The 13,583-nt window shown below is 69.8% G+C and carries 13 protein-coding genes; 7 read left to right on the top strand and 6 right to left on the bottom strand.

Annotated features, from left to right (window positions below; all coding sequences use genetic code 11):
* Window positions 1–19 precede the first annotated feature (19 nt).
* The 5 genes from IEY60_RS19390 to IEY60_RS19410 all read left to right on the top strand — a co-directional run bounded on the left by IEY60_RS19390 (window position 20) and on the right by IEY60_RS19410 (window position 4,880).
* Entirely contained in the window at window positions 20–748 is a 729-nt protein-coding gene (locus IEY60_RS19390; RefSeq protein ID WP_189030269.1) for an enoyl-CoA hydratase, read from the top strand.
* The gene (locus IEY60_RS19395) at window positions 748–1,881 is read left to right on the top strand and encodes an MBL fold metallo-hydrolase (RefSeq protein ID WP_189030270.1); all 1,134 of its coding nucleotides are present in this window, start codon (window positions 748–750) and stop codon (window positions 1,879–1,881) included. The genes IEY60_RS19390 and IEY60_RS19395 overlap by 1 nt, the downstream gene beginning before the upstream one ends.
* 60 nt (window positions 1,882–1,941) lie before the next feature.
* A complete protein-coding gene (locus tag IEY60_RS19400) occupies window positions 1,942–2,283 on the top strand; it encodes an antitoxin (RefSeq protein WP_189030272.1) in 342 nt (113 codons plus the stop codon).
* A gap of 51 nt (window positions 2,284–2,334) precedes the next feature.
* Window positions 2,335–4,602, top strand: a complete 2,268-nt coding sequence (locus IEY60_RS19405) for an ATP-dependent DNA ligase (protein ID WP_189030274.1) — start codon at window positions 2,335–2,337, stop codon at window positions 4,600–4,602.
* A 98-nt stretch (window positions 4,603–4,700) separates the two neighbouring features.
* Window positions 4,701–4,880: an antitoxin gene (locus IEY60_RS19410; protein ID WP_189030276.1), complete on the top strand. Its 180-nt coding sequence runs from the start codon at window positions 4,701–4,703 to the stop codon at window positions 4,878–4,880.
* A 64-nt stretch (window positions 4,881–4,944) separates the two neighbouring features.
* On the opposite strand, the gene IEY60_RS19415 is transcribed toward IEY60_RS19410, so the two are convergent.
* From IEY60_RS19415 to IEY60_RS19440, 6 genes are all read right to left on the bottom strand, one after another.
* Window positions 4,945–5,586 (bottom strand): cysteine hydrolase family protein, encoded by a 642-nt coding sequence (locus IEY60_RS19415; RefSeq protein WP_229739955.1) that lies wholly within the window; start codon window positions 5,584–5,586, stop codon window positions 4,945–4,947.
* Between the two features lie 49 nt (window positions 5,587–5,635).
* Window positions 5,636–6,283 (bottom strand): DUF8020 domain-containing protein, encoded by a 648-nt coding sequence (locus IEY60_RS19420; protein WP_308426110.1) that lies wholly within the window; start codon window positions 6,281–6,283, stop codon window positions 5,636–5,638.
* 200 nt (window positions 6,284–6,483) lie between these two features.
* The gene (locus tag IEY60_RS19425; RefSeq protein WP_189030278.1) at window positions 6,484–7,161 is read right to left on the bottom strand and encodes a DUF1345 domain-containing protein; all 678 of its coding nucleotides are present in this window, start codon (window positions 7,159–7,161) and stop codon (window positions 6,484–6,486) included.
* Window positions 7,162–7,216: 55 nt separating this feature from the next.
* Complete coding sequence (locus IEY60_RS19430) at window positions 7,217–7,957, bottom strand: energy-coupling factor transporter transmembrane component T family protein (protein WP_189030280.1); 741 nt, start codon at window positions 7,955–7,957, stop codon at window positions 7,217–7,219.
* On the bottom strand, window positions 7,954–10,071 hold the full coding sequence (locus IEY60_RS19435) for an ABC transporter ATP-binding protein (RefSeq protein ID WP_229739956.1): 2,118 nt from the start codon (window positions 10,069–10,071) through the stop codon (window positions 7,954–7,956). The genes IEY60_RS19430 and IEY60_RS19435 overlap by 4 nt, the downstream gene beginning before the upstream one ends.
* A gap of 46 nt (window positions 10,072–10,117) precedes the next feature.
* The gene (locus IEY60_RS19440) at window positions 10,118–10,897 is read right to left on the bottom strand and encodes a metallophosphoesterase (RefSeq protein WP_189030282.1); all 780 of its coding nucleotides are present in this window, start codon (window positions 10,895–10,897) and stop codon (window positions 10,118–10,120) included.
* 347 nt (window positions 10,898–11,244) lie between these two features.
* On the opposite strand from IEY60_RS19440, the gene sigJ reads away from it, so the two are divergent.
* Both sigJ and IEY60_RS19450 read left to right on the top strand, forming a co-directional pair.
* Window positions 11,245–12,186, top strand: coding sequence for an RNA polymerase sigma factor SigJ (sigJ, locus tag IEY60_RS19445; protein ID WP_189030284.1), 942 nt, complete (start codon window positions 11,245–11,247; stop codon window positions 12,184–12,186).
* 80 nt (window positions 12,187–12,266) lie between these two features.
* Window positions 12,267–13,445: an NAD(P)/FAD-dependent oxidoreductase gene (locus tag IEY60_RS19450; RefSeq protein WP_189030286.1), complete on the top strand. Its 1,179-nt coding sequence runs from the start codon at window positions 12,267–12,269 to the stop codon at window positions 13,443–13,445.
* Window positions 13,446–13,583: the final 138 nt, after the last annotated feature.

Genomic DNA, 13,583 nt, shown 5'->3' on the forward strand with positions numbered 1-13,583 from the left:
TACTTCTGGGGAGGATTGCATGCTCGGCGTGACCCGCGATGGTGACGTGATCACCATCGAAATGCAGCGCGAGGAGCGCCGCAACGCGCTCAACGAGGATCTGGTCGGCCAGTTGCGTGCCGCGATGCTCGACGCGGTGGACCAGGGTGCGCGGGTCATCGTGCTCACCGGCCGCGGCCCGATCTTCAGCGCGGGCGCCGACCTGTCCGGCGTGTACTCCGAGACGTTCCTGTCCGGCCTGCTCGACATGCTGCACACGATCGAAGCGCTGCCGGTCCCGGTGATCTCGGCGATCAACGGCGGCGCGCTCGGCGCGGGCGTGCAGCTGGCGCTGGCCTCGGACCTGCGGGTGCTCGAGCCCGACGCCTACATCGCGGTCCCGGCCGCCAAACTCGGCATCTCGGTCGACCGCTGGACGGTCTCGCGGCTGGTCTCGCTGATCGGCGGCGGCCCGGCCCGCACCATCCTGCTCGCGGCCGACCCGGTCACAGCCACCGATGCCTACGCCTTCGGCTTCGCCAACAAGCTCGGCACCCTCGCCGACGCGCAGGACTGGGCGAAGTCGATCGCCGCCCTCGCCCCGCTCTCGCTGCGGGCGATGAAGCTCATGCTCAACGACGACGGCACCCGCGAGCCGGCGAGCGCCCAGCAGCGGGCCGCGCTGGAAGCGGCGTGGACAAGCGACGACGCGAAGGAGGGCCGCATGGCCCGGCAGGAGAAGCGCCCCGCGAAGTTCGTGGGCCGCTGATGGGGCTCGCACGTGTTGCGGGGTCGGTGGCGAGCACGCTCGGGCTCGCCTGGGTGGCGCGTGCGGTGTGGGGACTGCCCACGGCGATCGGCGCCGGACCGGCGGCCATCGAGCCGACCGCGCTCGGCAAGTCCTCGTTCCGGGACGGCCGCTTCCACAACACCGAGCCGAGCAGCATGCTCGCTCCCGGCGCCGCGCCCTCGCTGCTGTGGTCGGGCCTCACCAAGGGCCGGGTCGGCAGGCCGTCGCGTCCGGTGCCGCTGGTCACCCCCGCGGTGCCCGAGGAGGCCGCGCCGCTGGCGGTGACCTGGTACGGGCACGCGAGCGCGCTCGTCGAACTCGACGGCTACCGGGTGCTGGCCGACCCGGTGTGGAGCGAACGCGTCTCGCCGTCCCCGCTGGTCGGTCCGGCACGGCTGCACCCGGTGCCCGGCGAACTGTCCTCGCTGCCCGCCGTCGACGCGGTGATCATCTCCCACGATCACTACGACCACCTCGACAAGGCCACCATCGACGAACTGGTCCGCGCGCAGCTCGCGCCGTTCGTCGTGCCGACCGGCATCGGCGCGCACCTGCGGCACTGGGGTGTGCCCGAGGACCGGATCATCGAACTCGACTGGGGCGGCTCGGTCTCGCTCGGCCACGATGCCTCCGACCGCGGTCTCACCATCACCTGCGCCGAGGCCAGGCATTTCTCCGGCCGCGGCCTGGTCCGCAACACCACGCTGTGGGCGTCCTGGGCGCTGGCCGGGCCGACCAAGCGGGTCTATTTCGGCGGCGACACCGGCTATACGAAGGCCTTCTCGCAGGCGGGCGCCGTGCTCGGCCCGTTCGATCTGACGCTGCTGCCGATCGGCGCCTACGACGAGCGCTGGACCGACGTGCACATGAATCCCGAGGAGGCGGTGCGCGCGCACGCCGACCTGTGCCTCGGCGACGCGGGCTACGGCCTGCTGGTGCCGATCCACTGGGCCACTTTCAATCTCGCCTTCCACGGATGGTCGGAGCCGGTGCACCGGCTGGTGTCCGCCGCGGCCGAAGCGGGTACCCGCACCGTAGTGCCCAAGCCGGGCGAGCGGGTGGTTCCGAATGACCTCCCACCACGGGTTTCGTGGTGGGAAGATGTGGAGTGACCCTTTCGGCTTCGCGCAGCGACGGGCAATCGCGCCAAAACGGGAAAGGAACATCGGCAGATGAGTCTCGTGGACACCTTGAAGGGCTTGCTCGGTAAGGGCAAGGAGGCGGTCGAGCAGAACGCCGACAAGATCAACGAAGCGGTCGACAAGGCCGGCACGTTCATCGATGAGAAGACCGGCCACAAGTACAGCGACAAGATCGAGAAGGGCAAGGACGCGGCCAAGAAGGTCGTTCCGCCGCAGCCCGGCACCGGTCAGGGCCCTGCATCCGGCACCACCGCGCCGAAGACCGACTCCGGTACCACCGCGCCGAAGACCGACCCCGGCACAACGCCCGGTACAACGCCAGGCGCCACCCCCGGCGGCCCCGCGCCGACCGATCCGGGGCCGCAGGCCTGATTCGGTGCGCGGGGGCCGGGTCACTTCGGTCCCCGCCGCCGAACCGCGTCGATGGTCCGCCGGGAGTTCCGGGGTCCGCCGGGTGAGCCCGGCATCGAGGTTGAGCTCAGCAACCTCGACAAGGTCCTGTACCCGGCGAGCGGGACGACCAAAGGCGAAGTGATCGCCTACTATTCGGCGATCGCCGCGGCGATCCTGCCCCACATCGCCGGTCGGCCGGTCACCAGGAAACGGTGGCCCAACGGGGTCGACACCGGCGATTTCTTCGAGAAGAACCTGCCCGAGCACGCGCCCGCGTGGATCCAGCGCCGCGCGATCGAGCATTCCAGCCGCAAGGTGGTCTATCCGCTGATCGATTCCGAGGCGGGCATGGCCTGGCTCGGCCAGCAGGCGGCGCTGGAAGTCCATGTGCCGCAATGGCGATTCGACGGCGATCAGCGCGGCCCCGCGACCAGGATCGTCTTCGATCTCGACCCGGGCCCCGGCGCGGGACTGGCCGAATGCGCGCGGGTCGCGCTGGCCGTGCGCGACATGGTCGCGGGCATCGGCATGCAGGCCTTCCCGGTGACCAGCGGCAGCAAGGGCATTCACGTCTACGTGCCGCTGGACCGGACGGTGAGCTCGCGCGGCGCGTCCACCGTCGCCAAGCAGGTGGCCGCCAATCTCGAACAGCTGCACCCGGATCTCGTGACGGCGACGATGGCGAAGTCGGCCCGCGCGGGCAAGGTTTTCCTGGACTGGAGCCAGAACAACGCGGCCAAGACCACCATCGCCCCGTACTCCCTGCGCGGCCGCACCGAGCCCAATGGCGCGGCACCGCGCAGCTGGTCTGAGATCGAGGACGCGAAATCGTTGCGCCAGTTGCGTTTCGACGAGGTCCTGGCCCGCTGGCAGGCCGACGGCGACCTGCTCGCCGAACTGGATCCGCCGCTGCCGACCGGTCCCGACGCACTGACCAAGTACCGCAGCATGCGCGATCCTGAGCGCACCCCCGAACCGGTGCCTGCCACCACTCCCGAACCAGGCCCCGGTGACCGCTTCGTCGTCCAGGAACACCACGCCCGCCGGCTGCACTGGGACGTGCGGCTCGAACGCGACGGTGTCCTGGCCTCATGGGCGGTGCCCAAGGGGCCGCCGACCGAGCCGAAGCACAATCGCCTGGCCGTGCGCACCGAGGACCATCCGCTCGAATACCTGCACTTCCACGGCACCATCCCGAAGGGCGAGTACGGCGCCGGCGAGATGACGATCTGGGACTCGGGCACCTACGTCACCGAGAAATGGCGCGACGACGAGGTGATCGTCGAACTCGACGGCGAACGCCTGCACGGCCGCTACGCGTTCATCCAGACCAACGGCGACCAGTGGCTGATGCACTACATGCGCGACCAGGTCCGGCGGGAACCGGTGGTGGACAGCGGCTCCCGCGATCTCCCGCGTGGGCTCTCGCCGATGCTCGCCACCGCCGGTGCGGTGGAATCACTCACAGCGGGGGAGTGGGCCTTCGAAACCAAGTGGGACGGATTTCGGGTGATAGTCGAGATCGACGACGGTACCGTCACCGTCCGCAGCCGGGCGGGCAACACCGTGACCACCCGATACCCTCGCCTGGCCGCGCTCGGCACCGAACTGGCCGGACACCGGGTGGTGCTCGACGGCGAGGCGGTGGTCCTCGATGCGAAAGGCCTCTCGGATATCTCTGCGCTGCAAGCGGATTCGGCGCGGGCGGTGTTCGTGGCCTTCGACGTGCTCTATCTCGACGGCACCTCCCTGCTGCGCAAGAAGTACAGCGACCGGCGCGCGGTCCTCGAGGCACTCGGCAGGCTGGCGCCGTCGATGAATGTCTCGGAACTGCTGGACGGTTCGGGCGCCGAGGCCATGAGGGCCAGCAGCGAACAGGGGCAGGAGGGGGTCGTCGCCAAGCGGGTCGACTCGGTGTATCAACCCGGCAAGCGCAGCCAGACCTGGCTCAAGCAGCGCAACTGGCGCTCGCGGGAGGTTGTGGTCGGCGGGTGGCGGCGCAGCGACAAGCGGGAGTTCAAATCACTGCTGCTCGGGATACCGCACGAGAACGGCCTCGTCTATGTCGGCCGCGTCGGCACCGGGTTCGACACCGAGCAGGCGCGGCGCATCGCGGCCGAGCTGCACCGGCTGCACCGCGAGAGTTCGCCGTTCGTCAACGAGATGACCGCCGACGAGCGCCGCGACGCCCAGTGGGTAACCCCGAAACTCACCGGCACCGTGCGCTTCCAGGCCTGGACCGACACCGGGCGGCTGTGGCATCCCGTGTGGGACGGTGTGACGCGGTCGCGCGGTTGAAGCCGTCGACGTGAAAGCTGTGGTGTTGCTAGGGTGATCGCGTTGTGGAGCGCTGGTGCGCTCGAGACTCGAGTTCGACAATCAGCGAGGAGTGCACGGTGGATTTCAAGAACCTGGCGGGTAAGGCGATGGACCTGGCTGCCCAGCACGCGGACAAGGTCGACGGCGTCATCGAGAAGGCCGGTGACGTCGTCGATGCGAAGACCGGCGGCAAGTTCGCCGGCCAGGTCGACTCCGCCCAGGAAGCCGCCAAGAACGCCATCCGCGATCAGGCGTGAGTTGTCCCGGCGGGCCGGCCGCCACCGGCCCGCCGGAACAGCGCGCTGAAAGTTTGCCGCGCGGTCAGTTCCCGGCCATCAGACCGGTGATCGTCGCGACATCGGTGACCAGCGCGTTGCCCTGGAACGTGAACTCGTCGTAGGCCCGCGCCATCGCCTCCTTGTCGCGACCGCCGCAGGCATCACCGATCACCACGGGCACGAAACCCAGATCGGTCGAATGCGCCACGGTCGGGACGATTCCGATCTCCAGGGCCACCCCCGCGATGGCGTAGGCGCCGATCTTCAGATCGCGCAGCAGCGCGGCCAGCGGGGTGCCCTCGAAGGCCGACATCGTCATCTTGTCCAGGACCAGCTCGTCCTCGCGCGGCACCAGTTCCGGCACCAGCTCGAAGGCCGGGGTATCACGCTGGAGGATGAACTGCACGTCGTCGATGGATTCCGCGTGCTGCCAGCCCATCAGCAGGCGCATCGCGTACACGCCGGAGAGGCGGCGCGGCGGGAAGAAGTGCCGCAGGAAGATCACCGGATAGCCCGCACTGCGGGCCGCTTCGACCACGCGCACCACCCGTTCGACGACCTCCTGGCCGTCGGGCAGCTGGCCGAGCACGCCGACCTGCATGTCGTAGACGATCAGCGCCATCCGGTCGGGCGCGCACAGATCGCCGAGGTCGTCGGGAATGTCGAGTCCGTTGCCTTGTCGCACCGAAGCCAGTGTAGGCGTCGATGCGACGGCAATCAGGTTGTCTCGCAGACTATTTCTGCGCCCACTGGGTGGTGCCGGGCGGGGCCATCAAGGTGTTGATCAGGTCCATGCCCGCCACCACCAGGGTGGGTCCACCCACGACGATGGTGCCGATGATGCCGCCGACGGAGGCACCGGTGATCAGGCCGGGAAGCGCGCCGATGCCGCCTGCCGCCGCGCCGACGACGAGGCCGATGACCGCGCCGATCGCCATGCCGACGAAACTGCCGATCGCGGTGGCGAGACCGAAGGTCGACGCGAAATTGGCCTGTGCCGCGTAGTTTTCCGCGGGCGAGGCGACGGGCGTCAGGTTGGGCTTGGCCGCGGCGACGTCCTTGACGGCGGTCAGCTCGAGCACCCGGTTGTCCTCGCGAACCGTGTGCGGCAGCGGGTATTCCAGGCTGCCGTCACGCACCGAGAGCGGCAGCGAGACCAGGGTCGCACCCGCCTCGTCGCGAATGTCGACGGTGCCGCCGTTGATGGCGAAGGTGCCGTGGGTGAGGGTGGTGACGACTGTGTTGCCGATGAGTTCGGTGCGGTACTCGACGTCCGGCGTAACCGGATCGGCGCTTGCCACGCCCGTGCCAACCAGCGCTACCGCCAGTGCCGGAATGGCCGCGGCGGCGATCTTGCGGATGATCATGTGAACGATTCCCATCTGGTTCATCAGGTGACGTACCCAAACGAAAGGCGCCGAGATCGTGGCTCCCCCGAGAAGCTAGCGACGGCGCGTGAAGCGGTTGTCCAGCTCGATTTCGACTTGAACGATAGCCTGCTCGCCGGTTGCGGAACAGTGAATTTCAATTTTAAACCTAAGAATTTCCATCCGTATTCGCTATGCCGAACCGTGAGCCGCGACTACCGGATGATGTTGATCGCGCGCGCGATGATCATGCCGCCGATGACCAAGGAAGTGATGGATTGCACCATCATCATCATCTTGCACCAGCGCGACAGCGGCAGGACGTCGGCCGGAGCGAACGACGCCGCGTTGGTAAAGGCCAGGTACAGGTAGTCGAGATATTCCGGACGCCAGTCCTTGCCGCCGAGCTCGGGGTCCTGCATCTGCGGAAAGATGAAGTCCGGTACAGGTTCCCGGCCGGTGGCGCGCGCGGCCGGACCGCCGCGGTCGAATTCCCAGTACCAGAGCGAGAAGGCGATGACATTGGTCGTCCAGATCAGCACCCCGCTACCGAGCAGCGTCCCGGCGCCCTGGTCGGACTGACCCGTGAAGATGGCCTGCAACAGCAGCAGCGCCGACACCGCCGAGGCGATGCTGATCAACCCGGCCAGCAGCAGACTCAGGCCGCGGATCCACGGTTCCTCGCGGTCCATCCGGCTCGGGTTGGCGATGATCAGCACCAGCAGCACGGCCAGTTCCAGGATCGGCAGCAGCCAGCCGGGCGAGGGCAGTAACTCGCTGGGCAGCAGCACCTGGACCACCACGATCCCCAGGATCGCGGCGGTGGCGGACAGCCGGGATTCGCCCTCGGAAGGCCGTTGCCAGGCGGGTACCGCGCGTTCGCTGTCGGTCACGCCAGCCAGTATCGCCCGCTCACACACCGGCGCGGGGGAGGCCGCGCGCCGGAGTTCAGAGCACGGCGTTCAGCGCGATCGCGCCGGCGCACACCGCGACAACGACACCGAGCGCGATCGCGTCGCGCCTGGTCGGCGAGCTGGGATGCGCGGTGAGCATGCCGGTGCCGCCGCGCGCGGTGATCGCCTCGCCGAGTTCGCCCGCGCGCCTGGTCGATACGGCCATGCACGCGGTGAGGATGTCGATGAGCGGATTGTTGTCGGCGGCGCGGTGCAGCAGGTTGTCCTTGGGCCGCAGTTTGCGCGCCGCGCGCAGCACGCGGATCTCGTCGAGCAGCAGCGGCAGCCCGCGCAGGGTCAGCGCGACGACCACCGCCCACTCGTCCACCGGCAGGCGCAGCTTGCGCAGCGGCGCACCAAGTTTCGCCAGCGCGGGCGCCACCTCGCCCATCGGCGTCGTGTACGCGATCAGGAACGAGGCGCCGACCAGCACGAAGCCGAACACCAGCACCTGGGTGTACACGAGCACCGCCTTCATCCCGGTCGGCGCGTTGATCAGACCGCCGAGCAGCACCAATCCCCAGAACCACCACGGCAATCGGGGCAGCGCGCCCAGCGGCAGCCGGGCCAGCACCCAGATCACCACCAGGAACGCCACGATCACCCCGAGCACCGGCCACATCGGCAGGAACATCAGCAGCAGGCTGATCAGGAAGGCGGCGATCATCTTGGTGCCTGCCCACAGCCGGTGCACGACACTGTCGACGGGGACCTCACGCAGCAAAACGGTACTCATCGCACGACCCCGCTTCCCGGTTCGTTGTGCGGCGGATTGTCCAGTCGCCAGACGGTTTCCGGGCGGCCGGGCAGGATCGGCGCCGGATGCGCGCCGACCTGCCGCCGGGCGCCCGCGGTCTCGACGACGACGCCCGCGTCCAGATGCACCGTGCGGTCGCACACCGCGACCACATCGGCGACATCGTGGGAGATGACGATCAAGGTCTGCCCCGAATCCCGCAGCCGGGCAAGCAGTTCCACGATCTCGGCGCGGCCCTGCGGATCGAGGCCTGCCAGCGGTTCGTCGAGGACGACCACCTGCGGATGACTCGCCACCATCGCCGCGAGCACCACCCGCTTGGCCTGCCCGCCGCTGAGTTCCTCCACCGAACGGGCGGCGAGACGGCGATCCAGCCCGACCGCGTCCAGTGCCCGCCCGACCGCGCCGGAGCCGGTGGCGCGCCCGCCCCAGTCGGCGATCTCTTCGCCGACGGTCTGCTTCTGCAACTGCAGCCGGGAGTGCTGGAAGGCCAGGGCGACCCGGCCGATCTGCTTGTCGACCGGATCGCCGCGCAGCTCGCAGCGTCCCGAGCTCGGCGCGATGAGACCGGCGATGATCCAGGCCAGCGTCGACTTGCCCGAGCCGTTGCCGCCGACGATCAACAGGGCCTCGCCCTGGCGCACCGACAGGTCGACGCCGTGCAGGGCGGGCGCCTCCCACGGTGTGCCGCGATTGTAGGTGTGGCGCACGTCGGCCAGTTCGAGGATGGGCGCGCCCATCGGGCCGCGGCGCTGGTCGCGCGCGGGCCGCGGCCAGCTGGCGAGGCGGTCGACCATGCGGCCGTCGGCCAGGTGGATCACCCGGTCGGCGGCCACGGCGTCGGCCTCGTGATGGGTCACCAGGACGACCGCGGTGCCGTGCCTGCGCGGCAGTTCGGCCAGTAGGGCGACGAGGTCGCGGCGGCCGTCGGGATCGATCATCGACGTCGCCTCGTCGGCGATGAGCAGGGCGGGACGACGGGCCAGCGCGGCGGCGACGGCGAGGCGCTGCTGCTGGCCGCCCGACAGGGTGGCGGTCTCGCGCCTGCCCATGCCGTCGAGGCCGACCTCGGCCAGCAGCGCGTCGACATCGACCTCGGCGGCCAGCTCCGTCGACAGCCCCCACACGACATCGTCGGCCACCGAGACGCCCAGCGTCTGGCTCTCGGGCCGTTGCAGCACCAGCGCGGTGCCGCCCAGTTCGCCGAGTCCGGCCGAACCGGGCCTGCTGACCGCGCCCGATGTCGGCGGCCTGCCCGCGAGTACCCGCGTCAACGTCGACTTGCCCGAGCCGTTGTGCCCGACCACGGCGACGAACTCGCCCGGATGGATCGTCAGATCGATACCGGAGAGCGCGTCGTCGGTGGCGCCCGCGTAGCGGTAGCCCGCGCCGTGCAGGGTGACCGGGAGCGGGCCGACCGGGCGATCGTCGTCCGGAGCGTCGAGGCGGTCGCTGCCCGGCAGCCAGGCCAGGCGGTCCAGCACCGACCCGAGCACATACCAGGACACGATCGTGCTCACCAGCACGCCGAGGGCGACCGAGGCGCCGAGATAGATCCACCACCAGCGCAGCACCGCATCGGTGGCCTCGGCGGCGGCCCGGCCCAGCGGTTCGAGTGCCGCCTGCCTGGCGGCCAGGTTCTGGATGCCCTCGGCCGTACTGCGGATCGCGTCGAAGAACAGTCGCCTGGTGCGTGCGAAGACCAGCAGCATGCCCACCGAGAACAGCCCCCAGCCCACGGCCGCCACGACCGTCAGGGCCAGTACGGCGGGCAGGCCGCCGCCGCGGCGCTTCACGATGCCGATGATGCCCGCGACGGTGGCGGCGCCGAAGACGCCGAGCGCGGGCATGAGTCCCGCCGCGACGAAGGTGACCAGTCCGGCCGCGATGGTGGCGGTGACCAGGGCACGCAGCCGATAGCGGTGGGCCAGCAGACCCAGCGGCACCGCCGCGACCAGTTGCAGGGCCGCGGCCATCGGAACCAGGGACCCGACGGTGATGAGGCCGACGGTCAGGCCGGCCATGACGGCGCCGGTGGCCAGTTCGATGGGCCGCAGGGGTCCGCGGGGGAGGTCCGCGGGCTTGTCTCTCACCCGACCAGTCTGCCAGGGGTGTATGTGGCCGAGCTGTGACGTTCTGTCAGACCGGGGGCTCGGCCAGCCACCCGCCCATCGCGACGGTGCGGAAATGGGTTGTCAGGGTGTGGGTTTCGTCGATGACGTGCAGCGCGATCGCGGGATCGGGGGCGTAGTCCATGACCTTGTGCGGCAGGGTCACCTCCCAGGCGCCGCCGAGGACGGAGGCGGTGCTGGGGCAGCAGATCATGGGTTTTCCCGCGAAGACCGTCGCGATGGGGGAGTGGGCGTGGCCGGTGAGGACGCCGAGAATGCGGGGATCACCCGCGACGACGGCGGCCAGACGGCTCGGCTCGGCCAGGGCGATGACGTCGACGACCGGGCTGGCGACGGGCTTGGGCGGGTGATGCAGTGCCAGCAGAATCGGGCCTTCGGGCGGCGCGTCGGCCAGGGTCGCGCGCAGCCAGTCGTAGGTCTCCTCGGCCAGCAGGCCGCTGGGTTCGCCGGGGATGCTGGAGTCGAGCATGATCACGGTGAGTGGTCCGACGCGGTGGACGCTGTTGATCGGAGCGGTCGAGGCGGGTTCGCCCAGGAGATCGGTGCGGAAAGCGACGCGGTCGTCGTGGTTGCCCGGCAGCAGATAGAGGGGGATGTCGGCCTGCAGGGCCAGGCGGGCTTCGGCGTACTGTTCCGGCTTGCCGGAATCGGTGATGTCACCGGTCACGAGGATGACGTCGGGCCTGCGGGGCAGGTCGGCCAGATAGGCCATCACTCGTTCCACGCGTTCGGTGTTGCGCGGGGTGAGGTCGAAGTGGGTATCGCTGAGCTGAGCCGCCAGGATCATCGGCAGTCGCTTTCTTCTCTGGGATCGCTCCGTTGCGTCAGAGTGTGCCGGTATGACTCCTCGGCACCTCTCAAGGCTAGATGACCTGCGCTTATCCGTCTTCATGAGGCGTGCCACGGACCGAAACCTCATCGGCGGTCTGTGTCATCGATCACGCCTGCGCGTTCGCTGTTCCGCTACGCGTACCGAGCTCCTGTAGTACTCGCAGGAAGAGCCGGCGACGCTGGACCGCATTCTGCGCGTCCTCGGCCGATCGCCGGAGTGGCAACCGCGCTGAGCGAACCGGGGGTCGCGCCGCGATGCCGTGCGGGTGGCATCGCCGCATGGGCATGGCCGACCATAGGGAGATGACGCTCAGTACCGACCAGGCCGATGTGTTCGAGGCCTCCCGTGGCCGACTGGAGGCGATCGCCTACCGGCTGCTCGGCTCGGCCGGTGACGCCGAGGACGCGGTGCAGGACACCTACCTGCGCTGGCACGCGGCCGACCGGGAACTTATCGAGACGCCGGTGGCGTGGCTGACGAAGGTGCTAACCAACATCTGCCTCAACCAGCTCACCTCGGCCAGGGCTCGGCGGGAAACCTATGTGGGACAGTGGCTTCCGGAGCCCGTGCTGGCCGGTGACCGGATGCTCGGCCCGGCCGACACGGTCGAGCAGCGCGAGTCCGTGTCGCTCGCGATGCTCGCCGTGATGGAGCGGCTCTCGCCCAACGAGCGCGTGGTGTACGTGTTGCGCGAGGCGTTCGGTTACCAGCATCGCGAGATCGCCGAGATCCTCGACATCGGCGAGTCGAACTGTCAGCAGATCTACCGGCGGGCCAAACAGCACGTCGGCGGGCGGTCCCGCGTCACGGTCGACGCGGCCTCGGCGCAGCGGATCGTGGAGGAATTTCTAGCGGCGGTGCTCAGCGGTGACACAGATCCGCTGGTCCGGTTGCTCGTCGACGACGCGGTCGGCGTGGCCGACGGCGGCGGCCGGATCCCGGCCCGCAAGACCCCGGTCCTCGGCGCGTTCGACATCGCCCGCTACCTCAGCCACGTGTTCCGCCCGACCCCGGCCAAGCGGGCCTACGTCGGCGGCTCTCCGGTGTTCTACGCGTGCGTGGTCAACGGTGCTCCCGGTGCGCTGGCGCTGGTCGGTGACCAGGTCATCGCCGTCCTCGGCCTCGACGTGACGCCCGAGGGCATCGCGGGCGTCCAGATCCAGGTCAACCCGGAGAAGCTGGCTCGCATCACCCGGCAGTGGACGGCCGAGGGACCGCACACCCCGCTCGATTTCACGTGGTGACCCAGATCACATCGCCAGAGTGTCAGGGTTCGCGCGCCTGTCCGGTTCAGGAGGGGAGTCCACCCCGATAGGAGCGAGCCATGAAGCACCGCATTGTCGTCCTCGGAGCCGGGTACGCCGGAGCCATCGCCGCCGGGCGTCTCGCGAAGCGGCTGCATCGCGACGACGTCACGATCACCCTCGTCAACGCCGACCCCGACTTCGTCGAACGGGTGCGCATGCATCAGCTCGCGACCGGCCAGGAGCTGCGTAAGCGCCCCCTGCACGAGGTCTACGCGGGCACCGGCGTGCAGGTCGTGATCGACCGGGTCACCGCGGTCGACGCCGAGCGCAAGCAGGTCGCACTGGCCGATGGCCAGACCATCGCCTACGACACCCTCGTCTACGCGCTGGGCAGCACCGGCGCCGATCAGGGCGTCCCCGGCGTCGCCGAGCACGCCCACAGCCTCGCCGGAAAGCAGGCCGCGCTGCGGCTGCGGGCCCGGCTGGCCGAACTGTCCGCAGGCGCGCCGGTCGTTGTCGTTGGCGGTGGCCTGACCGGTATCGAGGCCGCCACCGAGATCGCCGAGGCCCGCCCGGATCTGGCCGTGTCGATCGCCGCTCGCGGCGGTGTCGGTTCCTGGCTGAGCGAGAAGGCGCAACAGCACCTGAAGAAGGTGATCGACCGGCTCGGTATCACGGTGCACGATCACGCCGACATCACCCGCGTCACCGCGACCGCCGTGGTCGCGGGCGCCACGGAGATTCCGGCCGCGCTGACCGTGTGGACCGCGGGCTTCGCGGTGCACCCCATCGCCGCCGCCACCACGCTGACGGTCTCGGACACCGGGCGGATCGTCGTCGACGCCACCATGCGCTCGGTCTCGCACCCCGACGTCTACGCCGTGGGTGATGCCGCACTCGCCGACGGTCCCGGCGGCGTGCCGCTGCGCATGGCATGCGCGACCGGCAGCCCGATGGCGTGGCGGGCAGGCGATGCCATCGCCGCGCGCCTGACCGGTCGGCCGGTCCCCGACGAGCAGATCGGCTATGCCACGCAGTGCATCAGCCTCGGCCGTCGCGACGGCATCCTCCAGAAGGTGACCTTCGACGACCAGCCGACCTCCACCGTGCTGACCGGCCGGCTCGGCGCCCGCGTCAAGGAATTCATCTGCGCGGGCGCCGCCTGGAGCGTCGGCCACCCGACCCTGATGATGCCGAGCCGTCGCCGCCGGGTCGTCACGACCGAAGCCGAAGCGGACCAGCTCGTCGCTTCGTGACGCTCGGCGACGTCGGCAGTCCGGCCGCTCGCCTCGTGCCCGGCGCGGTCGGTCGGCCGGGGTGGTGTCGTGATCGGCGACCATGTCCGGGCCGAGTGGGGCGGTCGGTCCAGCCGGTCGGGTCGGATTTTCGCCGGG

Source organism: Nocardia rhizosphaerihabitans (genome assembly GCF_014646295.1).
In the GTDB taxonomy this organism is placed as follows: domain Bacteria; phylum Actinomycetota; class Actinomycetes; order Mycobacteriales; family Mycobacteriaceae; genus Nocardia; species Nocardia rhizosphaerihabitans.

Bases quoted from the DNA above. Each gene is read 5' to 3' on its own strand.
- IEY60_RS19390 (WP_189030269.1), top strand. From the start codon at position 20: ATGCTCGGCGTGACCCGCGATGGTGACGTGATCACCATCGAAATGCAG.
- IEY60_RS19395 (WP_189030270.1), top strand. From the start codon at position 748: ATGGGGCTCGCACGTGTTGCGGGGTCGGTGGCGAGCACGCTCGGGCTC.
- IEY60_RS19400 (WP_189030272.1), top strand. From the start codon at position 1,942: ATGAGTCTCGTGGACACCTTGAAGGGCTTGCTCGGTAAGGGCAAGGAG.
- IEY60_RS19405 (WP_189030274.1), top strand. From the start codon at position 2,335: ATGGTCCGCCGGGAGTTCCGGGGTCCGCCGGGTGAGCCCGGCATCGAG.
- IEY60_RS19420 (WP_308426110.1), bottom strand. From the start codon at position 6,283: ATGGGAATCGTTCACATGATCATCCGCAAGATCGCCGCCGCGGCCATT.
- IEY60_RS19430 (WP_189030280.1), bottom strand. From the start codon at position 7,957: ATGAGTACCGTTTTGCTGCGTGAGGTCCCCGTCGACAGTGTCGTGCAC.
- IEY60_RS19440 (WP_189030282.1), bottom strand. From the start codon at position 10,897: ATGATCCTGGCGGCTCAGCTCAGCGATACCCACTTCGACCTCACCCCG.
- sigJ (WP_189030284.1), top strand. From the start codon at position 11,245: ATGACGCTCAGTACCGACCAGGCCGATGTGTTCGAGGCCTCCCGTGGC.
- IEY60_RS19450 (WP_189030286.1), top strand. From the start codon at position 12,267: ATGAAGCACCGCATTGTCGTCCTCGGAGCCGGGTACGCCGGAGCCATC.